At 38.4% G+C, this 22,822-nt stretch carries 20 protein-coding genes and 2 tRNA genes; 20 read left to right on the forward strand and 2 right to left on the reverse strand.

Translation table 11 applies throughout. The features are described 5' to 3' along the window. Nucleotides 1-90 precede the first annotated feature (90 nt). Entirely contained in the window at nt 91-537 is a 447-nt protein-coding gene (locus H9655_RS20110) for a S1 domain-containing RNA-binding protein (RefSeq protein ID WP_095371273.1), read from the forward strand. A gap of 931 nt (nt 538-1,468) precedes the next feature. Here the strand turns inward: H9655_RS20110 and H9655_RS20115 are convergent. Next, nucleotides 1,469-1,540 (reverse strand) — tRNA-Glu (locus tag H9655_RS20115). 9 nt (nt 1,541-1,549) lie between these two features. Further along, nucleotides 1,550-1,626, reverse strand: a tRNA-Met gene (locus H9655_RS20120). Between the two features lie 326 nt (nt 1,627-1,952). On the opposite strand from H9655_RS20120, the gene spoIIE reads away from it, so the two are divergent. From spoIIE to lysS, 19 genes are all read left to right on the forward strand, one after another. Continuing rightward, nucleotides 1,953-4,427, forward strand: coding sequence for a stage II sporulation protein E (gene spoIIE / locus H9655_RS20125; RefSeq protein ID WP_191817020.1), 2,475 nt, complete (start codon nt 1,953-1,955; stop codon nt 4,425-4,427). 115 nt (nt 4,428-4,542) lie between these two features. Then, nucleotides 4,543-5,280 carry a VWA domain-containing protein gene (locus H9655_RS20130; protein ID WP_191817021.1) on the forward strand — a complete coding sequence of 246 codons (738 nt, stop codon included), beginning with the start codon at nt 4,543-4,545 and terminating at the stop codon, nt 5,278-5,280. Next, on the forward strand, nt 5,255-6,202 hold the full coding sequence (locus H9655_RS20135) for a protein kinase domain-containing protein (RefSeq protein ID WP_318245525.1): 948 nt from the start codon (nt 5,255-5,257) through the stop codon (nt 6,200-6,202). Before H9655_RS20130 ends, H9655_RS20135 begins: the two co-directional genes overlap by 26 nt. 98 nt (nt 6,203-6,300) lie before the next feature. Further along, nucleotides 6,301-7,692: a tRNA lysidine(34) synthetase TilS gene (gene tilS / locus H9655_RS20140; protein WP_191817023.1), complete on the forward strand. Its 1,392-nt coding sequence runs from the start codon at nt 6,301-6,303 to the stop codon at nt 7,690-7,692. Between the two features lie 24 nt (nt 7,693-7,716). Further along, a complete protein-coding gene (gene hpt, locus H9655_RS20145) occupies nt 7,717-8,262 on the forward strand; it encodes a hypoxanthine phosphoribosyltransferase (protein WP_095371268.1) in 546 nt (181 codons plus the stop codon). 122 nt (nt 8,263-8,384) lie between these two features. Further along, nucleotides 8,385-10,382 (forward strand): ATP-dependent zinc metalloprotease FtsH, encoded by a 1,998-nt coding sequence (gene ftsH, locus H9655_RS20150; protein WP_191817024.1) that lies wholly within the window; start codon nt 8,385-8,387, stop codon nt 10,380-10,382. A 434-nt stretch (nt 10,383-10,816) separates the two neighbouring features. Beyond that, a complete protein-coding gene (locus tag H9655_RS20155; protein ID WP_191817025.1) occupies nt 10,817-11,596 on the forward strand; it encodes a type III pantothenate kinase in 780 nt (259 codons plus the stop codon). A 36-nt stretch (nt 11,597-11,632) separates the two neighbouring features. Beyond that, complete coding sequence (gene hslO / locus H9655_RS20160) at nt 11,633-12,511, forward strand: Hsp33 family molecular chaperone HslO (RefSeq protein WP_191817026.1); 879 nt, start codon at nt 11,633-11,635, stop codon at nt 12,509-12,511. 107 nt (nt 12,512-12,618) lie between these two features. After that, entirely contained in the window at nt 12,619-13,491 is an 873-nt protein-coding gene (locus H9655_RS20165) for a peptidyl-prolyl cis-trans isomerase (protein WP_191817027.1), read from the forward strand. 177 nt (nt 13,492-13,668) lie between these two features. Then, nucleotides 13,669-14,592: a cysteine synthase A gene (gene cysK / locus H9655_RS20170; RefSeq protein WP_191817028.1), complete on the forward strand. Its 924-nt coding sequence runs from the start codon at nt 13,669-13,671 to the stop codon at nt 14,590-14,592. Nucleotides 14,593-14,762: 170 nt separating this feature from the next. Further along, nucleotides 14,763-16,172, forward strand: a complete 1,410-nt coding sequence (locus H9655_RS20175) for an anthranilate synthase component I family protein (RefSeq protein ID WP_191817029.1) — start codon at nt 14,763-14,765, stop codon at nt 16,170-16,172. Continuing rightward, nucleotides 16,169-16,771, forward strand: coding sequence for an aminodeoxychorismate/anthranilate synthase component II (gene pabA, locus H9655_RS20180; RefSeq protein ID WP_191817040.1), 603 nt, complete (start codon nt 16,169-16,171; stop codon nt 16,769-16,771). The genes H9655_RS20175 and pabA overlap by 4 nt, the downstream gene beginning before the upstream one ends. Then, nucleotides 16,761-17,621 (forward strand): aminodeoxychorismate lyase, encoded by an 861-nt coding sequence (gene pabC / locus H9655_RS20185; protein ID WP_191817030.1) that lies wholly within the window; start codon nt 16,761-16,763, stop codon nt 17,619-17,621. The genes pabA and pabC overlap by 11 nt, the downstream gene beginning before the upstream one ends. Before the next feature lie 10 nt (nt 17,622-17,631). After that, nucleotides 17,632-18,468: a dihydropteroate synthase gene (folP, locus tag H9655_RS20190; protein WP_191817031.1), complete on the forward strand. Its 837-nt coding sequence runs from the start codon at nt 17,632-17,634 to the stop codon at nt 18,466-18,468. Beyond that, entirely contained in the window at nt 18,461-18,823 is a 363-nt protein-coding gene (gene folB / locus H9655_RS20195; protein WP_191817032.1) for a dihydroneopterin aldolase, read from the forward strand. Before folP ends, folB begins: the two co-directional genes overlap by 8 nt. Beyond that, nucleotides 18,823-19,386 (forward strand): 2-amino-4-hydroxy-6-hydroxymethyldihydropteridine diphosphokinase, encoded by a 564-nt coding sequence (folK, locus tag H9655_RS20200; protein WP_191817033.1) that lies wholly within the window; start codon nt 18,823-18,825, stop codon nt 19,384-19,386. The genes folB and folK overlap by 1 nt, the downstream gene beginning before the upstream one ends. Continuing rightward, nucleotides 19,302-19,526, forward strand: coding sequence for a helix-turn-helix domain-containing protein (locus H9655_RS20205; protein WP_191817034.1), 225 nt, complete (start codon nt 19,302-19,304; stop codon nt 19,524-19,526). The genes folK and H9655_RS20205 overlap by 85 nt, the downstream gene beginning before the upstream one ends. Before the next feature lie 17 nt (nt 19,527-19,543). After that, a complete protein-coding gene (gene dusB / locus H9655_RS20210) occupies nt 19,544-20,545 on the forward strand; it encodes a tRNA dihydrouridine synthase DusB (protein ID WP_191817035.1) in 1,002 nt (333 codons plus the stop codon). Nucleotides 20,546-20,781: 236 nt separating this feature from the next. Beyond that, nucleotides 20,782-22,281: a lysine--tRNA ligase gene (gene lysS / locus H9655_RS20215; RefSeq protein ID WP_191817041.1), complete on the forward strand. Its 1,500-nt coding sequence runs from the start codon at nt 20,782-20,784 to the stop codon at nt 22,279-22,281. Nucleotides 22,282-22,822: the final 541 nt, after the last annotated feature.

Below are 22,822 nucleotides of genomic sequence, written 5' to 3' on the forward strand. Positions count from 1 at the left end.
TGACACCTATTTTTATCTTTCGGTATAATATAGTATAAGTATGAATACATTTGGGTTTACTTTATATCTTTAAGGAGGAAATATCTTTTTATGTCAATCGAAGTAGGCAGCAAGTTACAAGGAAAGGTTACAGGCATCACTAATTTCGGAGCGTTTGTAGAGCTGCCGGAAGGATCAACAGGCCTTGTGCATATTAGTGAAGTTGCAGACAATTATGTGAAGGACATTAATGATCACCTCAAAGTAGGCGATACTGTTGAAGTGAAAGTTATTAATGTGGAGAAAGACGGTAAAATTGGTTTATCAATTAAGAAAGCTGTTGATCGTCCTGAGAGAACGGAAAGGCCTGAAAGAAGAGAGTCTAGAGGCTATTCTGGGCGCCCACGTCAAGGTAGAACAAACGATAATCACCGTCCTTCAAAGGAGACATTCGAATCTAAAATGGCTCGCTTTTTGAAAGACAGCGAAGATCGTTTATCTTCTCTTAAGAGAAATACAGAATCAAAACGTGGTGGCAGAGGAGCTAAACGAGGTTAACTTGCTGCTGAATTTAATATATACGAGCAAGGGAATCACGACGATTCCTGCAGAAGCAATCCTTATTGGGATTGCTTTTTATTTTTTTCCGCAACTTATGTGACGAATGGCGATGATTGTAACTTATAACGATTAAGTGTGGAGACTTAGGTAGGTAAAAAGAAATTATGTGTATAAGCCTGCAAAAGAATTGTGCATTTGTGGGGGATAGGGTACGGAAGATTGATAGAGTGGATTAGCCGAGAAACGGTTCAGAAATTAGGTTAGAGAGAAAAGTTTGATTGGATAAGGAGGGAAACAGGTCAGAAATTAGGCCAGAGTTAGAATTTTGATTGGATTAGGAGAGAAACGAGTCAGAAATTAGGTTAGAGTTAGAATTTTGATTGGATAAGAAGAGAAACGAGTCAGAAATTAGGCCAGAGTTAGAATTTTGTTTGGATTAGAAGAGAAACGAGTCAGAAATTAGGTTAGAGAGAAAAGTTTGATTGGATTAGGAGAGAAACGAGTCAGAAATTAGGCCAGAGAGCAAATTTTGAGTGGATTAGGAGAGAAACGAGTCAGAAATTAGGTCAGAGTTAAAATTTTGATTGGGTTAGGAGAGAAACGGTTCAGAAATTAGGTCAGAGTTAAAATTTTGATTGGATTAGGAGGGAAACAGGTCAGAAATCAGGTCAGAGTTAGAATTTTGATTGGATTAGGAGAGAAACGAGTCAGAAATTAGGTCAGAGTTAAAATTTTGATTGGATTAGACGAGAAACGAGTCAGAAATCAGACCAGAGTTAAAATCTTGATTGGATTAGACGAAAATAAATCAGAAATCAAACAAAAATAAAATACATGCTAGGGCTGCTGTTATTATCATTAAAAATGAGTAAAAACAAACCTGAACAGTTGAAGCTGCCCAGGTTTGTTTTTTATCTCATATATGTGATGACCCGTACGGGATTCGAACCCGTGTTACCGCCGTGAAAGGGCGGTGTCTTAACCGCTTGACCAACGGGCCAATAAAAAATGGTAGCGGCGGAGGGGATCGAACCCCCGACCTCACGGGTATGAACCGTACGCTCTAGCCAGCTGAGCTACACCGCCATTTGAGTTTCTTTCTTTTAAAAGCACAAGATATATAATACAAAGATTCTATAAGTCTGTCAATATTATTTTCCCCAGAAAATTTTTGTCGGAATTGTTGCTGAGGTTTCGTCATTTTTTGGAAGCCTGTGATGGCTAGTTTTCTAGACAACAGGAGAACGTATGGCCCCATTCCCATCCATTAATTCTTGCTGCTTTTGTACTCTTTTTGCGCTTTATAAAGAAATCAGTCGAACGAAAAAGAGGTACTTGTCCATTATTTTGACAAACTTTTAAGTCATAGCCCTTTATAATGGCAAAAAAGAAACAAATAGGGAGTGGGAATGATGGAAAAACTCGAACGAACAATTGCAGAGCCGATAGGGGAAGTGAATCTTCGTCGTCCCAAGATGGAGCTCTCAAAAATAGGTGGGAAAATACAGACGGGCCTGGAAACTTTCTTTATTAAAAAGGGGTACTTATTTTTAATTATTGGTTTTTTACTTGGACGAGCCCTTATATTGTCCCAGTTGACGCCATTCACTCTGCCTTTTTTTGCTGCGATGTATTTAGTAAGAAAGGATAAAGCACCGCTTGCTTTAATTGGATTGATTGGAGGAGCTTCGACATTATCATTTACTCATGGTGTGACTACGTTTTTAACATCCTTCTTTTTTCTATTTGTTTTTCGGATAAGTAAAAAGTGGATAACCAATGAATTAAAGGTAATGCCTGTATTTGTCGCTGTGACATTATTAATCAGTTCGATTATCCAATCTTATATCTTAACGGGACATGTGGCGATGTATGATTTGATGATGGCTAGTGTGGAGGCGAGTTTAGGATTTATACTATGTTTAATATTCCTGCAAAGCCTGCCGTTATTATTTTTTAACCGGAGGCGTCAATCGTTAAAAACAGAGGAAATCGTATGTCTTATTATTATGTTGGCCTCAGTAATGACAGGAACAATAGGTTGGACCGTATATGACTTATCAGTCGAACATGTGATGTCTCGCTATTTGGTTCTTGTGTTTTCGTTTGTTGCTGGAGCCACGGTAGGCTCAACTGTCGGTGTCGTGACAGGGTTAATATTCAGTTTGGCTAATATAGCTAGTTTCTTCCATATGAGTTTATTGGCGTTTTCTGGTTTGCTAGGTGGGCTGTTGAAAGAAGGAAAAAAAATAGGTGTGGCGTTTGGTCTGCTCATTGCTACCTTACTCATGGGAATGTATGGGGACAATCAGTCAAACTTATTAATTGGTTTGTACGAAACTGGTGTAGCAATACTTCTCTTTCTATTAACACCGCAAAGTTTTACGTCAAAGCTAGCGAAACATATTCCTGGGACGGCAGAATATGCAGCGGAACAACAACAGTACATGAGAAAAATGCGGGATGTAACTGCGCACAGAGTTTCTCAGTTTTCTCATGTTTTTCAAGCGTTATCGCAAAGCTTTGCCATGCAACATCAGGCTCCTGTAGTGGAAAATGAGGAGACAGATCGAGAATTGGATTATTTCCTAAGTAATGTCACAGAGAAAACATGCCAAACTTGCTTTAAAAAGGATCATTGTTGGGCAAGGAACTTTGATACAACATATGATTATATGAAAAACATTATGCATGATTTAGATGAAAAAGATGGACAAATTTCTTCACGGTTAGAAAGAGAGTGGGAAAAACACTGTACACGGTCAAAGAAAACGACAGAAGTGATTCAACAGGAGCTTACTTTTTATAAAGCAAATCAGCGGTTGAAAAAACAGGTGCAAGAAAGTAGGAAGCTTGTAGCTGATCAATTATTAGGTGTGTCTGCAGTGATGGGGGATTTCGCAAAAGAAATTCAAAGAGAAAGAGAGAATCATCATAAACAAGAAGAACTGATTTTAGAGGCCATCCAAGAGTTTGGGGTAGAGGTAGAACAGGTGGAGATTTATAGCCTGGAGCAAGGGGATGTTGATATAGAGATGACGATTCCTTACTGCAATGGGCACGGGGAATGTGAGAAATTAATTGCGCCAATGCTTTCAGATATATTAGGAGAAACCATTTTAGTTAAATCTGAGGAATGTGCGAGTTATGCCAACGATTATTGTCATGTAACCTTTCGCTCAGCAAAGGCATATGTCATTGATACGGCAGTGGCGCATGCGGCTAAGGACGGTGGTTTAATCTCAGGAGATAGTTATTCAACAATTGAATTAGGTAGCGGTAAGTATGCCATTGCCATTAGTGATGGGATGGGGAATGGAGAACGAGCACATATAGAAAGCAAAGAGACGTTAGAATTATTACAGAAAATATTACAATCAGGTATTGAAGAGCAAGTGGCCATTAAATCGGTCAATTCTGTTCTTTCATTAAGGACAACAGATGAAATTTTCTCCACATTAGATTTGGCGATGATCGATTTACAAAATGCAGATGCTAAATTTTTGAAAATAGGCTCCACACCGAGTTTTATTAAAAGGGGCAGCCAAGTAATGAAAGTGCAAGCAAGTAATTTACCTATAGGCATGATTGAGGAATTCGATGTGGATGTTGTCAGCAAGCAATTAAAAGCAGAGGATTTATTAATTATGATGAGTGATGGTGTATTTGAAGGGCCGAAACATGTGGAGAACTTTGATCTTTGGATGAAGAGGAAAATAACCGAGTTAAAAACGAATGATCCACAAGAGGTGGCAGATTTAATTATGGAAGAGGTAATTCGTTCAAGAGCGGGACGTATTGATGATGATATGACAGTGATGGTGGCAAAAGTGAAGCACAATATCCCGAAATGGTCGAGTATACCACTCCATAAACAAGCAAATTAATGGTAAACAGAATAGAATCTCCAATAGATGCGAGTTTTATGTATATTTCTTTTCTAATCCGTTGAAAATGGTTAGTAATCACTAAGTAACTTCTATCAGATTAGGAGGGAAAAAGATGAAAACAGGTAGCCTAAAACAGATTTTACTTATTACAGACGGATGTTCAAACGTTGGTGAAGATCCTATAGCGATGTCAGCTTTAGCAAAAGAGCAGGGAGTTTCCGTAAATGTAATAGGTGTAATGGAAAATGACGTTATTGATGAGAAAGGGATGCAGGAAATTGAAAGTATTGCCCTTTCTGGTGGTGGGGTAAGTCAAATCGTATATGCTAGACAGTTGTCGCATACCGTACAAATGGTAACAAGACAGGCAATGACACAAACATTACAAGGCGTAGTCAATCGTGAACTTACGCAAATCTTAGGAAATAAACAAACGATTGAAGATTTGCCTCCAGAACAAAGGGGCGAGGTAATGGAGGTCGTGGATGAGTTAGGGGAAACGGTTGAAATGGAAGTGTTGATTCTTGTCGATACGAGTGCAAGTATGAAACATAAGCTGCCAACAGTAAAAGAAGCCTTATTCGATCTATCTTTAAGCTTAAATGCACGAACGGGAAAAAATAAATTTGCACTGTTTGTATTTCCCGGGAAAAAGAATGATGTCGAAAAATTGCTAGATTGGACACCAAAGCTCGAATCGTTAACTTCTGTGTTCGCTAAACTCTCAACAGGTGGTATTACGCCTACTGGTCCAGCTTTAAGAGAGGCGATCACCTATTTTGATAAGAAGCGATCATTACGTAATTTAATTTCTAGAGATGACGATGAGTACTATGAAGAGTCAATTTAATCTACAATCAGGTGCTGTTATTAATGGGAAATGGCATCACAAGCATTATCGCATCGAAAAAGAACTAGGTGCAGGGGCTAATGGTGTTGTTTATCTTGCCACATACCAAGGGCAACTCGTTGCATTAAAAATAAGTGAAAATGGGTATACAGTAACTTCTGAAGTCAATGTGCTTAAATCCTTTACGAAGGTCCAAGGGTCTACCCTAGGGCCTTCTTTGTTGGATGTAGATGATTGGCAATCTTCCTCTAAGCTGTATTCTTTTTATGTGATGGAATATATTCACGGTCCTGACCTCCTCTCTTTTGTTAAACAGAAAGGAGAGGCATGGGTGCCTGTGCTCATGCTGCAATTACTTTCTGATTTAGAGGAGTTGCATAAAGCGGGGTGGGTATTTGGAGATTTAAAACCTGAGAATCTGATTGTTACAGGCAGGGCCCCGCGCATTCGTTGTATAGATGTAGGAGGAACAACAATAAAAGGCAGAGCAATTAAGGAGTTTACAGAATTTTATGATCGGGGGTATTGGGGGCTTGGTAGTAGAAAAGCTGAGCCGACTTATGATTTATTTTCAACAGCTATGGTTTTTATTCACTGCGCCTATCCTAGTCGTTTCTCTAAAGACGGAAGAGGTTTAGAACAATTAACGGATAAGGTAAAGAAACATAAAAACTTAAAATGCTATGAAGACGTACTCATACCAGCGCTTCAAGGCAGGTTTAAAAGTGCTAGTGATATGAGACAAGCTCTGCTCACCTGTTCATATAAGCAAACTCGATCAAAGGGGAACAGTGTGTCCCCACAAACTCGGCAACCAACTAGAAAGACTAAAAGAAAGCGCCATGGAACAACTGGAGCGATTGTTGTCATCTTATTTATTGGCTGTATTTACTTTTTCTATTTATATAGTCAAATGGTGTGAGTGGGCTTAGGCAAAAATAATCGTTTATTTGGAAATAAACATTAAAAAAGTGATATCCTTTTAGTAGAAGTAATAGTTTAACATAAGGGAAGAATGTTATGTTTTATGCAAAGGTCAAAGCATTTTTATCACAAAAAAGCATTAAATTGGAAAGTAAGCATGTAGGAGTTGCTGTCTCAGGAGGGCCAGACTCACTAAGCTTACTGCATTTTATGCAACATTTAAGTAAACAAGAGTGTTTTCGATTAGTAGTGATTCATGTCGATCATATGTTTAGAGGCGAAGAATCATTTGAAGACGCTAAGTTTGTAGAACGCTATTGTCAGAAGGCAGGCATTCCTTTTCATATGCAACGAATTGATGTTTCTGCACATATGAAGGAAACTGGAAAAAGCTCGCAAATTGCTGCGAGAGACTGTCGCTATCGTTTCTTTGAACAAGTTATGCAAAGAGAAGTGCTTGATTACATCGCATTAGGTCATCATGGTGATGATCAAATTGAAACAATGTTAATGAGAATGACAAGAGGGAGTAGTGGTCTTGCTAGAGCCGGTATGCCAGTTATACGACCTTTTGGTAGAGGGGCAATTATACGGCCGTTCCTTTGCTTAAGTCGAAAAGAAATTGATTCCTATGTGGAGACTCATCACTTAGACCCTAGAATAGACCCTAGCAATGTAAAGGAAATCTATAGTAGAAATCGTTTTAGAAAAAATATCTTGCCATTTTTAAAAAGGGAAAACCCTCAAGTGCACAACCATTTTCAGCGCCTTAGTGAGGATTTGAGCGAAGATGAGGTATTTATGCAGGAATTAGCAGAAGCTCAATTGAATAGTGTAACAGAGAGGAAAAGTGCCAGTGAAATTCTTCTTTATATTGACAGATTTACAGATGTCCCAAAACCTTTACAAAGAAGAGTGATTCAACTAATATTAAATTATCTATATCAGGAAAGGCCATCTTCTTTATCCGCTACACATATTGAAAATGTTTTTTCCTTAATTACTCATCCTCATCCGTCTGGAACCTTACATTTCCCAAATGGTTTAACCGTTGTACGTTCATATGATTGTTGCTGTTTCTCTACTAGTGAAAAAACAGCCGTACAGCCGTATTTATTTCAAATACAAGAGCCAGGAAAGTTTGTTATTCCTGAAGTAGGCGAAATCAGCTTGCATTATGCCGATCAACCATTACAGGAATTTCAACAAATGAATTATCTTTTGGTTAAAGCGGATATCGCCTTACCATTAACAATTCGTACAAGGCAAAATGGTGACAGGATGAAGTTAAAAGGAATAAATGGTAGCAAAAAGTTAAAGGATATCTTTATCGATCAGAAAATTCCGCGGCAAAAACGGGATTTATGGCCAGTTGTTACGGATGCAATGGGTAACATAATATGGCTACCAGGATTAAAAAAGTCTGATCAAGCAGCTGAATATTCACCTGATACAAGCTATATTTTTCTGAAATACATAAAGCAATGATCTTCTAGGGGGCACAGGAATAAGATGCGAAACGAAATTGAAAAAATCTTAATTACTGAAGAAGAGCTTCAGCAAAAGGTTAGAGAGTTAGGTGGCTTATTAACAGAGGAGTATGATGGACGTTTTCCTCTTGTAATAGGTGTCTTAAAAGGCGCAATGCCATTTATGAGCGATTTAATTAAACGAATTGATACCCATCTTGAAATGGATTTCATGGATGTATCCAGTTATGGGAATTCTATGGTCTCTTCAGGAGAGGTAAAGATTTTGAAAGATCTTGATACTTCTGTTGAGGGACGTGATGTCCTCATCATAGAAGATATTATTGATAGTGGATTAACTTTGAGCTATTTAGTAGAGTTATTCCGTTATCGAAAAGCAAAATCGATAAAAATTGTTACTCTGCTTGATAAACCAACTGGCAGAAAAGCAGCAATTAAAGCGGATATCGTAGGTTTTAATGTACCAGATGAGTTTGTTGTTGGCTATGGATTAGATTATGCCGAGAAATACCGAAACTTGCCATATATTGGCATCTTAAAACCTGAGGTGTATAGCAATAATAATTAAGTGAATAGCGATGTGTGAAATACTTTACAAAACCCAGTCTGACCAAGTGTAATTCCTTGTATATGCACAATTTTGTATGATACGATACTATGTAGTTTGTTTACCGTGGGAGGAGGTAAGGGATGAATCGGATTTTCCGTAACACCATCTTTTATTTATTAATATTTTTAGTCATTATAGGGGTTGTCAGTTTCTTTAATGGCAATAACGAGCCAACAGAGGCAATGACTTATGACCAATTTGTTGAAAATTTAGAGTCTGGTCAAGTTGAAAGCCTTAGTTTACAGCCTGTAAGAGGCGTTTATGAAGTACGTGGTCAATTAGAAGACTATGAAGAAGGTAAATATTTTATCACATATATTGCTAATAGTGACTCTGTGATTGACCGAGTGGAAGATTTAGCAAGTGATTCCAAATTAGAAATTCTACCAGCAGAAGAAGCAAATGGCTGGGTAACATTCTTTACAACGATGATTCCATTCATCATTATTTTCATTTTATTCTTCTTCTTATTGAACCAAGCTCAAGGCGGCGGTGGCCGTGTAATGAACTTCGGTAAAAGTAAAGCGAAGTTATATGATGAAAGTAAAAAGAAAGTCCGTTTTAAAGATGTAGCAGGTGCGGACGAAGAAAAGCAAGAATTAGTGGAAGTTGTTGAATTCTTGAAGGACCCACGGAAATTCTCAGAACTTGGTGCGAGAATTCCTAAAGGTGTTCTATTAGTGGGACCTCCAGGTACTGGTAAAACATTATTAGCAAGAGCAGCTGCTGGAGAAGCAGGCGTACCTTTCTTCTCTATTAGTGGTTCTGACTTTGTTGAAATGTTTGTCGGTGTTGGTGCTTCTCGTGTGCGTGATTTATTCGAGAATGCGAAGAAAAATGCACCATGTATCATCTTTATTGATGAGATTGATGCGGTTGGTCGTCAGCGTGGCGCCGGTGTCGGTGGTGGGCATGATGAACGTGAGCAAACACTCAACCAATTGCTTGTAGAAATGGATGGCTTCGGTGCTAATGAAGGAATTATTATCATTGCTGCAACAAACCGTCCAGATATCCTTGACCCTGCGTTATTACGTCCAGGTCGTTTTGACCGTCAAATTACGGTTGATCGCCCAGATGTAACCGGTCGTGAAGCGGTATTAAAGGTTCATGCGAAAAATAAACCGTTAGATGAGTCGGTTAACTTAAAAACGATTGCTCAACGTACGCCAGGATTTTCTGGTGCAGACCTTGAGAACTTATTAAATGAAGCAGCACTCGTTGCCGCTCGTCAGAATAAGAAAAAGGTGGATATGACCGATGTGGATGAAGCGACTGACCGTGTAATCGCAGGTCCTTCTAAGAAGAGTCGTGTGATATCTGAAAAAGAAAGAAATATTGTGGCCTTCCATGAGGCAGGGCATACTGTCATCGGCTTAATCTTAGATGAAGCGGATATGGTCCATAAAGTAACAATTGTTCCTCGTGGGCAAGCAGGTGGATATGCTGTTATGCTTCCGAGAGAAGATCGCTACTTCCAAACGAAGCCGGAATTACTTGATAAGATTGTTGGTTTACTTGGAGGACGTGTGGCAGAGGAAATCGTGTTTGGTGAAGTTTCTACTGGTGCACATAATGACTTCCAACGTGCAACAGGAATTGCACGCCGAATGGTAACTGAATTTGGTATGAGTGATAAACTTGGACCGCTACAATTTGGTCAATCACAAGGTGGGCAAGTATTCTTAGGCAGAGACTTCAATAACGAGCGTAATTACTCAGATGCCATTGCATATGAGATTGATTTAGAAATTCAAAGCATGATTAAAGAATGTTACCAACGCTGTAAGCAAATTCTTACAGAGAACCGTGACAAACTAGATATCATTGCTAAAACGCTTTTAGAAGTGGAAACGCTAGATGCAGAGCAAATTAAACATCTATCTGACCATGGTACACTACCTGAGCGCCCAGCTTCTAAATCAAATGAAACAATTGAAGATTCAAACATTAAAGTAAATATTCGAAAAGATGACGATCGTAAAGATAATGAAGGTGAAATCACTGAAACAAGGGAAAAACAATCCCCTGCTGAAGAAGAAGAGCCTCCAGCAATTGATGAAGATCGTAAATCTTAATCAATAAAGAAAAAGCGCCTCACTATGAGGTGCTTTTTTCTTATTGTTGATTTCTGTTCTATCATAAAAATGGCGTTTCAAGTACAATCGCGTGTGTTACATGTAACGAGAAAGGCAATTCACAAAAGATAGCTCAGCAAAGGTCGTTTCTGCTATCCACTTATCATTCCTGGTCTATAACAGTGCAGTAATCACATAACTCTCCCTTTTACCCTTATTGATTTTGAAAAGCCTAACAATAGACTTAAAGCTTGGATTTAAGTAATTATTTAAAGGAATTGCCTTATCAAAGGCAAGTGGTGCATCTTCCATTGGAGATAATTATTCAAGGTACTAAGTTTGCATTTCATAATTTGGATAATCGCAACAGAGGTGTGATATGATGTTCTCAGTATTAAAGTGTAATTATTTTAAAGTGAGTGTGGTGAGGGTGCTTGATCTTTGTTTTTGATGTAGGGAATTCGAATATGATGATGGGTGTTTATCAACGAGATGAGTTAAAGTATCATTGGCGAATAGAGACTGATCGTCATAAAACAGAAGACGAATATGCGATGATTGTGAAATCGTTGTTTGAGCATGAGCAATTAACTTTTGCTGATATAAATGGTATTATTATTTCCTCCGTTGTGCCTCCGATTATGTTTGCTTTGGAGCGAATGTGTGAAAAATACTTTCATATCAAACCATTAGTTGTTGGTCCAGGGATCAAAACAGGTTTGAATATTAAGTATGATAATCCAAAAGAAGTGGGAGCCGACAGAATCGTCAACGCAGTGGCAGGTATTCATGAATATGGCGGACCGCTCATAATTGTTGATTTTGGCACAGCTACTACGTATTGTTATATTAATGAGCATAAACAGTATATGGGTGGTGCGATTGCACCTGGTATTGGTATCTCTACTGAAGCGCTATACTCTAGGGCGGCGAAGTTACCGCGGATAGAAATTGTTAGGCCTGATGATATTATCGGAAAGAATACTGTCTCAGCTATGCAATCAGGCATTCTCTTTGGCTATGTGGGTCAAGTAGAGGGGATTGTAAGTAGAATGAAGTTACAAGCAAAAGAGGAACCGCTTGTAATTGGTACAGGTGGGTTGGCCTCGCTGATCTCAAAGGAATCAACGATCATAGATATTATTGATCCATTTTTAACCTTAAAAGGTTTACAGCTTATTTATAAACGGAATATGGACACGATAAAAAAGTAGAATAACGTCTGTATTCGTCATGGAAGGAGTATTAAAATGAGTGATTATTTAGTAAAAGCTTTAGCTTATGAAGGACAAGTGAGGGCATTTGCCGTTCGTTCAACAGAAACAGTAGGAGAAGCGCAAAGAAGGCATCATACATGGCCGGTTGCTTCAGCAGCACTCGGGAGAGCAATGTCCGCTGGTGTAATGATGGGGGCAATGGTAAAGGGAGAAGACAAAATCACAATTAAAATTGAAGGTAATGGCCCACTTGGCCCACTCCTAGTTGATAGTAATGCAAAAGGGGAAGTGCGTGGTTATGTGACTCATCCTCAAGTTCATTTTGAATCTAATGCACAGGGCAAACTTGATGTTCGTCGTGGGGTTGGAACAGAAGGTACTTTGACAGTAGTAAAGGACATTGGCATGCGAGAAAACTTTTCTGGACAAGTACCAATTGTATCAGGAGAGCTTGGGGAAGATTTTACGTATTACTTTGTCACATCTGAACAAACACCATCATCTGTTGGAGTGGGTGTATTAGTCAATGATGACAATAGTATATTAGCTGCAGGTGGTTTTATTATCCAGTTAATGCCTGGGACAGATGATGAAACAATTACAGCCATTGAACAAAGACTATCCAATATTGAACCTGTTTCAACAATGATTGAAAAGGGCTTAACACCAGAAGAAATCTTACAAAGTGTTCTCGGTAAAGATCAAGTGAATTTCTTAGAAAAAATGGATGTTAGTTTTACTTGTACATGTTCAAAAGAACGGTTTGGCAATGCGATTATTAGTTTAGGAAAAGAGGAAATTGCAGATATGATAGAGAAAGAAGGTAGTGCAGAGGCACAATGTCATTTCTGTAATGAAGCTTATCATTATAATAAAGAAGAACTTGAGGCATTTAAACAAGAAGCAAACTAAATGTGAGGGCTTAGGCGTATCTTGATTCTTAAGAACAATAGGGGAATGGAAGGTGCACCTAAGTCTTTTTTTATAGAAATATATGCAAAGTAGTAGGGGGAGGAGCTTTGAAAAGACAACATTTATGGTTAATCATAATCATACTAGTTGCGATTAACTTTATGAGCGTTGCTTATTTTCTTGGGAAGAGCGAACCGAGTCAATCTGAAGTGGTGGCGCAGATTGGAAAAGATGAAATTACAAGGCAAGATTGGTTAAATGAAATGGAGGGTCGCTACGGGAAAGAAGTGCTAGACGAAATGATTGATGGGAAGGTTATCGAGGCTGCTGGAGATAAATACGATGTTCAAATTGGTAAAGAAGAGATTGACCGTGAAATCAAAATGTTAAAATCAGCGTATGGCACATCTGCGGCTGCTTTATCAATCAACGAAGAACAATGGAGAAAGCAAATTAAAGATAGTTTAATGCTTGAGGAGCTTTTAACAAAGGAAGTTAGTATTTCTGAGGAAAAGCTGCAACAATACTACGAAGATAACCAAGCTCAATATGAAATCAAGGATACATATCATCTATCACAAATTGTACTGGCTACTAAGGAAGAAGCAGAACAAACAGTGAAAGAATTAGACAATGGCTCAAGCTTTACAGCCATGGCGTTGGAGAAATCAACAGATACATTAACAGCTGCACAGGGTGGTGACCTTGGTTATGTGACAGTTGATGACGATAATTATGAAACCATCATTCAAGCAGCGCAAGATTTAAAAGCTGGAGAATGGTCTAACCCTGTAAAAACCGATGAAGGGTATGCCATCGTTTTGTTACAAGAGTTTGTTGAGGGGGAAACGTATTCCTTTAAGGATGTCAAATCACAAATACGGAGACAAATGGCTTTAGAGCAAATGGATCTTCCTGTTTCTACTGAGCCTTTTAAGGATGAAGTGGACATCGAAACTTTTTATGATGGGGCATTGTAGTTTTTTGTTATTTATAGAGTTCATTTAGCATAAGCTAACATGAATCGCTCAGGTATAAAGTTTTAAATTTTCTAATAATACAAGGGCTTTCTGCCTGCATATTCATTGACAATTGGTTGTGTGATTGATAAATTTAAATAAAACCAATAATAATACTCGGAATAAGGAGTGGAGAAGATGGTACGTGTTGCTAATTCAATTACTGAACTTATTGGACAAACACCAATAGTGAAGCTTAATCGTATGGTAGAAGACGGAAGTGCGGATATTTACTTAAAACTGGAGTATATGAATCCTGGAAGCAGTGTAAAAGATCGTATTGCCAATGCAATGATAGAAACCGCAGAAAAAAGTGGTGAGTTAAAAGAAGGAGATACGATTATTGAACCAACCAGCGGGAATACAGGTATTGGTCTTGCTATGGTTGCTGCAGCAAAAGGGTATCAAACGATTTTGGTGATGCCTGAGACGATGAGTATGGAAAGAAGGAATCTACTTCGCGCTTATGGAGCGGAATTAGTGTTAACACCGGGTCCAGATGGTATGGGCGGAGCAATCAGAAAAGCGCAGGAGTTGGCGAAAGAGCATGGATACTTCATGCCGCAACAGTTTGAAAACTTATCAAATCCTGAAGTACATCGCGAGACAACAGGAAAAGAAATTGTTGAGCAAATGGGCGATCAATTAGATGCATTTATTGCTGGTATTGGTACAGGTGGAACGATTACAGGTGCTGGTCAAATACTGAAGGAAAAATACAAGGATATTAAGATATATGCAGTTGAGCCTGCTGATTCTCCCGTTCTTTCAGGTGGGAAGCCGGGACCGCATAAAATTCAAGGTATTGGTGCAGGATTTGTACCTGAGATTTTAGATACGAAGGTATATGATGAAATCATCGCTGTTGCCAATGAAGATGCGTTTGCTCAAGCACGTCGAGCGGCTAAAGAGGAAGGGATTTTAGGTGGTATTTCTTCAGGTGCAGCTATTCACGCGGCTTTAAAGGTAGCCAAAGAGCTAGGAGAAGGCAAGAAAGTATTGGCGGTTATCCCAAGTAATGGAGAACGTTACTTAAGTACACCACTTTATCAATTTGATTAAAACGATAGAGAAAACGGCAGTGATGAGCACTGCTGTTTTTTATTTTAATATGAAGGCTGGCACCATTCTACTTGGTGACTAGCCTTCATTTTTGATTAACAATTATTACAATGAGGAAATGACTAGCAATTTGTAAGCAATTCGGTATGATGAGTATGAGGTGAGATTCAATGAAAAAAATGATCCATACCAAAAAGTTAAGCTATTCGAAGGAATGGTTTTTTCCATTATACAAAAAGATTGCTAAGGACTATGATATACATATTTTATTAGAGAGCGGTAGAAGTGGCCGTTATAGTGTGGCTGGCTTTGGTCCAGTTGTTGAGTTTAAGGGGAAAGATAGTAAGCTATACATAAAAACAAGTGAAGGGTTGCACGTGGCACATGGTAACCCATTACATGAAATGAAAAAGTGGTTAAAGCAATATGAAATCGAAGAGCCTTTAGGAAATTTACCAGATTTTCACGGAGGTGTATTGGGATTTGTAAGCTATGATTACGGACGTTATATTGAAAACTTACCAGACTTGACTGAAGATGATTTAGAAATGCCTGATACGCATTTTTTCTTATTTGAAGAATGGTTCGTTTTTGATCATGATACAGAAGAATTATGGTTGATATTTGTCCATGATAAAGGAGACGATATCACCTTAAGGGAAACCGCATGGCTGAATTGTTGGACAGAGGAAGTGGAACAAGGAGAGGATCAGTTAGCTGGGGATAAGGAACCTACTTTAAAAGACGTTTCCATCAGTGAAGAAACATTTGTTCGAGCAGTGGAAAAGGTACAGGCATATATTGCGAGTGGTGATGTGTTTCAAGTCAATCTTTCTGTAAGGGGTACTCAAAAGCTGAACGTTCCTCCTATTGAAGTGTACAGTCATTTACGTGAACTGAATCCATCTCCTTATATGGGTTATTTAAATACCCCTGATTACCAAATTGTCAGTGGTTCACCGGAATTATTAGTAAAGAAAAAAGGCGATGAAGTGAGTACAAGACCTATTGCAGGTACTCGTTCACGTGGTCAGGATGAAGCAGAGGATCTTAGATTAGCCAATGAATTGATTGAAAATGAAAAAGAACGAGCTGAGCACGTTATGCTTGTTGATTTAGAACGGAATGATTTAGGACGTGTGTGCCAATATGGTACGGTTGAAGTCAATGAATTTATGGTGATTGAAAAATACTCCCACGTTATGCATATTGTGTCGAATGTAAGAGGGAAAATAGCTAACGGTAGAGATGGGTACGATTTAATAGATGCCTCTTTTCCAGGCGGCACAATCACAGGTGCACCGAAAATTAGAACGATGGAAATAATTGATGAATTAGAACCAGTAAGAAGAGGTATCTATACAGGATCACTTGGTTGGATCGGCTTTAATGGTGACTTAGAGTTGAATATTATGATTCGAACAATGCTAGTCAAAGAGGGAATGGCGTATGTACAAGCAGGAGCGGGAATCGTTATTGATTCTGAAGCTCATTTAGAATATAAAGAATCGTTAAAGAAGGCGAAGGCGCTATGGCGGGCAAAAGAGTTAGCAGAAAAGAAGGGGGAATGGGAAAAGTGATATTAATGATTGATAACTTTGATTCTTTTACGTTTAATTTGGTGCAATATTTAGGGGAATTAGGTGCGGAAATGGTTATTAAGCGTAATGATGAAATCACAATTGCTGATATTGAAGCACTATCCCCCTCGTGCTTAATGATCTCACCAGGACCATGTAGTCCGGATGAAGCAGGCATTAGTTTAGCAGCCATAGAAGCCTTTGCTGGGAAGCTCCCTATCTTCGGTGTATGTTTAGGCCATCAATCAATTGCACAAGTATTTGGAGGCAAGGTGGTCCGGGCAGATAGATTAATGCATGGGAAAACCTCACCCGTTTTTCATAACAAACAAACGATCTATAAAGGGATTGAAGTGCCATTTTTAGCTACGCGCTATCATTCTTTAATTGTGGAAAAAGAAACCCTTCCAGATTGTTTCGAAGTTTCTTCGTGGACGGAGGAAGGTGAAATTATGGGGTTAAGACATCGACACCTACCAATTGAAGGAGTCCAGTTTCATCCTGAATCCATTATGACATCAGCAGGAAAAGACTTGCTCTTAAACTTTTTAATCCAGCATGACCTCCTTCAACAAGGGGGCAAACACGTTGTATATTAGTGTTAATGGCAAGCTTGTGCGAAAAGAAGAAGCGAGTATTTCTCCATTTGATCATGGATATTTATATGGTTTAGGCTTATTTGAGACCTTTCGTATATACAATGGACATCCGTTTTTATTGGATGACCATTTAGCACGTTTGAATCAAGGGTTAGATGCTGTATGTATTCGTAGTCCATTTAATGGACGAGAAGAGTTACAATCTCATTTAGCTGGCTTATTAGAAATGAATCAATTAAGAAATGCTAGAATAAGAGTAAATGTTTCTGCGGGAATAGGCGAAGTAGGTTTAAGAGCTGACCATTATCTAGAACCTACCGTTATTATTTTTGCCAATGAATTGCCTCAAGCCCCCCTCCCGGTTGAAAAAAACGGAAAAATCCTTTCTATTAGAAGAAATACACCAGAAGGGGCTGAGCGTTTAAAGTCACACCACTTTTTAAACAATATTTTAGCTAAACAGGAATTAGGTGCAGATGATACGTTAGAGGGAATTTTCTTAACGAAGGATGGTTTTTTGGCTGAAGGTATTTCATCTAATGTTTTTTGGACGAAAGGAAAAGTATTATACACACCAGCGATTGAAACGGGTATTTTAAACGGTATTACGAGGCAATTTATTATAATGATAGCTAAAAAGTTAAGATGGCAGGTTGAAGAAGGTGTATTTCACTATAACGAGATCGTTGCGGCTGAAGAGATATTTATTACCAACTCTATTCAGGAAATTGTCCCGCTTAAAACAATGGAAGGTCGACAGCTTCCGGGTCTAAATGGAGCGATGGTGACCTTGTTGCAGAGTGTATACAAACAACAAAGAGAGATTTTGTGGAGTAGAGATTCACTTTAGGAGGAAAAGCATGACAAACAGTTTATTACAGTGTGGTTCTTATACCTTAGATTATAGTAAGAAGACATTAATCATGGGCATACTTAATATCACGCCTGATTCCTTCTCTGATGGTGGAAAATATAATCAATTAGAGAATGTGGTAGAGAGAGCGAAGGAATTAGTAGAAGCTGGAGCAGATATTATCGATATTGGTGGCGAATCTACGCGGCCAGGATATGAAGAGATTTCCGTTGAGGAAGAAATTGCACGAGTGGTTCCTGCAATAGAAGCGATTGTAAAGGAAGTCCGGGTTCCTCTATCTATTGATACGTATAAAGCGGAAGTGGCGAAGCATGCCCTAGAAGCAGGTGCGCATATTATTAATGATATTTGGGGGGCAAAGAGAGATAAAGAAATGGCACCATTAGCTGCTGAAAAAGATGTCCCCATTATTTTAATGCATAATCGAGATAATGAAAAATATGATTCGTTTTTTAGAGATTGTATGAATGACTTATATGAAAGTATCGCGATTGCTAAGGCAGCGGGAGTTAGGGATGACAATATCATCTTAGATCCAGGCATAGGATTTGCGAAAAGCCATGAAGATAATCTAAAAATGATGCGCCATCTTGATCAGCTTGTGGCGTTTGGTTATCCTGTATTGCTAGGTACATCAAAGAAAAGAATGATTGCCAATGTACTTAACTTACCTGTTGATGAAAGAATGGAAGGGACAGGGGCGACAGTCTGCTATGGTATTCAAAAAGGCTGTCAGATTATGCGTGTACATGATGTAAAGGAAATGAGCCGTATGGCCAAAATGATGGATGCACTCATTGGGAAGGATGTTAATCTTGGATAAAATCTATTTAAATCGCATGGCGTTTTATGGATATCACGGGGTATTTACTGAAGAGAATCGATTAGGTCAACGTTTTTATGTGGATTTAACAATTGAGTTAGATTTAAGAGACGCGGGCAAAAGTGATGATTTAAATGATACGATCAATTATGCAGATCTATATGAGCTGTGTAAGAAAATAGTAGAGGGGAAACCATTCAAGTTAGTAGAGGCACTAACGGAAAAAATTGCCTCAGAAGCATTGGTCAACTTTCAACAAATTTCTCAAATAACTGTAAAAGTAGTCAAACCGGATCCCCCTATTCCAGGTCATTATGATTCTGTAGCAATAGAAATGACAAGGAGTAGGAAATAGTGACAAATATAGCTTTTATCGGCTTAGGCTCAAATATGACAGATCGAGACGTACATTTATATGAGGCAATTACTACCCTTCTGGAGAATACAGAGATTGAGGTGGTGAATTATTCCTCGATATATGAGACGGATCCCGTTGGGTTTGAAGACCAAGCGCAATTTTTGAATATGGTCATCCAAGTTCATACGACATTATCTTCTTCGCAACTATTAAAAGCACTACTGAGAATTGAGCAAGATCTTGGTAGAAAAAGGATTATTCGCTGGGGTCCAAGAAATATAGACCTTGACATTTTACTATATAATCAAGAAAATATTGAGACAGAGACGTTAATCGTTCCACACCCACGTATGCATGAGAGAGCGTTCGTGCTCATTCCACTTCTAGAGATTCAACCCAACATTTGCTTACCGGATGAGGAACAGCCTTTACATGAGAAATTAGAGGCAATCCCAGACAAAAAAGGAGTTCGGATATGGAAGCGGAAAAATGGGGGAGACGTATTCGCGCTTTTCGAAAGCTCAAAGGATACACCCAAGAAGGTTTTGCGAAAAAGTTAGGTATATCAGTTTCTATTATTGGTGAGATTGAAAGAGGTAATCGTATGCCTACGGAACAATTACTGGAAAAAATCACAACATTACTACATGTGACAATGGAGGATTTAGCTCCACCTAAAGAGGAGGAAATCCATAAATAGAAGGAGGTCTCTCGGACATGTTTCAAATTGGTGATGTGAACATCAAGAACCGAGTGGTCCTTGCACCGATGGCTGGTGTGTGTAACTCCGCATTCCGATTAACAGTGAAAGAATTCGGAGCGGGGCTTGTATGTGCCGAAATGGTGAGCGATAAGGGCATTATTTTAAAAAATGAAAGAACAATGAATATGCTGTATATAGATGAGCGTGAAAAGCCGTTAAGTCTACAAATTTTCGGAGGGGAAAAAGAAACCCTGGTTGAGGCTGCGAAATTTGTTGACCAAAATACTAATGCAGATATTATCGATATTAATATGGGATGCCCGGTGCCGAAAATTACAAAGTGTGATGCGGGTGCCAAATGGCTTTTAGACCCAAATAAGATCTATGAGATGGTTTCAGCGGTCGTATCGGAGGTAGAAAAGCCTGTAACGGTCAAAATGCGTATGGGTTGGGATGAAGACCATATATACGCTGTGAAAAATGCCCAAGCGGTTGAACGTGCTGGAGGTAAAGCAGTCTCGTTGCACGGTCGTACGAGAGTTCAAATGTATGAAGGTACAGCTAACTGGGACATCATTCGAGAAGTAAAACAAAATATTCAAATCCCGTTAATCGGTAATGGAGATGTACAGACTCCCCAAGATGCACAAAGAATGTTAGATGAAACAGGTGTAGATGGGGTGATGATTGGACGTGCAGCTTTAGGAAACCCGTGGATGATCTATCGAACAGTCAAATATCTAGAAACAGGGGAACTAATGGGGGAGCCGTCCGTTCGTGAGAAAATGGATGTCTGCACATTGCATATGGATCGATTGATTGAACTGAAAAATGAACATATTGCTGTCCGTGAAATGCGTAAACATGCGGCATGGTATTTAAAGGGAATCAAAGGAAATGCAAAAGCTCGTGCTGCTATTAATGAATGTAATACAAGGGAAGATGTTGTAAACGTCCTTTCTTCGTTAGTAGTGGAAATGGAAGAAAAAGAAAGACAAGCTTCAAAAGCAGTCTGATTAACTACAATTAGTGGCAATCAGCGTTCAATAGCTGGTTTGACATCATTTTTATATTTAACTATAATATTTCTGTGAAATAATGAACGACTGCCAGTCACTTGCTGGCAGTTTTTATTCTATTTTTTACTTTATAGATGTCTGTCGTTGTTGTATTGTGTACAATAATAGAGATATAAAATACTAAATCTTCGTAAACCGCCCATAGGCGTCTACATAAAAGATTTAAGATGGAGATGGTATCTGTGAGTCAAAATCATGAAGAATTAAACGACCAATTAGTGGTTAGACGTGAAAAGATGAACAGTCTTCGTGAACAAGGCGTAGATCCTTTCGGAAAAAGATTTGATCGCACACATCAATCACAGCAATTGGTTGAGGAATACTCTCAATTTGAAAAAGAGGAATTAGAGGAAAAAGAAATTCCTGTCACCATTGCAGGTAGAATTATGACAAAACGCGGTAAAGGTAAAGCGGGTTTTGCACATATTCAAGATTTATCTGGACAAATCCAATTATACGTTCGTAAGGATGCTGTTGGTGAAGAAGCATATGAAGTTTTTACATCTGCAGATTTGGGTGATATTGTCGGTATTTCAGGTGTTCTTTTCAAAACAAAAGTAGGGGAACTGTCTGTTAAAGCAAAACAATTTGAACTATTAACAAAAGCGCTTCGTCCTTTACCTGATAAATTCCATGGTTTAAAAGATGTTGAGCAAAGATATCGCCAGCGTTACCTAGATTTGATTATGAGTGAAGAAAGTAAACATACCTTCATTACACGTAGTCGTATTATACAATCTATGAGACGTTATTTAGACGATCAGGGTTATCTAGAAGTAGAAACACCAATGATGCATGCCATTGCAGGTGGGGCTTCAGCCAAACCTTTTATTACTCATCATAATGCGTTAGATATGGAATTATATATGCGTATTGCCATTGAACTACACTTAAAACGCCTGATTGTTGGTGGGATGGAGAAAGTGTATGAAATCGGTCGTGTATTCCGTAATGAAGGCGTGTCTACAAGACATAACCCTGAGTTTACGATGATTGAACTATATGAGGCTTATGCTGATTATCGTGATATTATGAGTTTGACAGAGAACCTTATTGCACATATTGCAGAAGAAGTACTAGGATCAACAACTGTTCAGTATGGAGAATATGAAATTAATCTGAAACCAGAGTGGAAAAGACTTCATATGGTAGATGCGGTGAAAGAATATACGGGTGTAGACTTCTGGAAAGAAACATCAGTTGAGGAAGCACGTGCACTTGCAAAAGAGCATGGTGTGGAAATTACCGAGCATATGCAATATGGTCATATCGTCAATGAATTCTTTGAACAAAAAGTGGAAGAGAAGTTAATTCAACCTACCTTTATTTTCGGACACCCGGTAGAAATCTCTCCTCTTGCGAAAAAGAATGAGAACGATCCACGTTTTACTGATCGTTTTGAGTTATTTATAGTCGCTAGAGAACACGCTAATGCATTCACTGAGCTTAATGATCCGATTGATCAAAAAGAACGCTTTGAAGCGCAGTTAAAAGAGCGTGAGCAAGGAAACGATGAAGCACATATGATGGATAACGACTTTATTGAAGCACTAGAATACGGAATGCCGCCAACAGGTGGACTAGGTATTGGTGTAGACCGTTTAGTTATGTTACTAACAAACGCAGCTTCTATTAGAGATGTATTGTTGTTCCCGCATATGCGTCAGAAATAAATATTAATTGATGAAAAAAGCCAGTGGAAGTTCACAAAAGGGGACTTCCACTGGCTTTGATTGTACTTAAATATGATGAAGCGGTGTGAATGGAGGTTATGTGGAAGTTAAGGAACAAATAGATGTTTTTGTATAAGGATTCGGTATAGAATATAAAAAGAGACTGGTTTTTAATGGTGAAGATTTTACTTATTTAATTAAAGTAATAGTACAATAGAAAAAACTTATTAAAAGATTAGTTGAGAAGCTAAATGACAGATTTGAAGTTTGTTTTTTAAAAAAAGAAGTTTCTTTATAAAAACTTTAAAAATTATATTGCAAACACTTTTTAATCGTGATATAGTAGTTTTTGTCCCCAAGAAAGAGAGAGATTTGCTCAATCATTCATCAAAAATTATTTTTAAAAAATAGTTGACATGATGATGACGGGATGTTAAGATAATAAAGTCGCTTCTGAAGCGAATGAGATTGTTCTTTGAAAACTGAACGAACATAAAACGTCAAGCGTAATTCTAAAAAAGCTGATTTATCAGCAACAAAG

This window comes from Cytobacillus stercorigallinarum (assembly GCF_014836495.1).
GTDB lineage: Bacteria > Bacillota > Bacilli > Bacillales > Cytobacillaceae > Cytobacillus > Cytobacillus stercorigallinarum.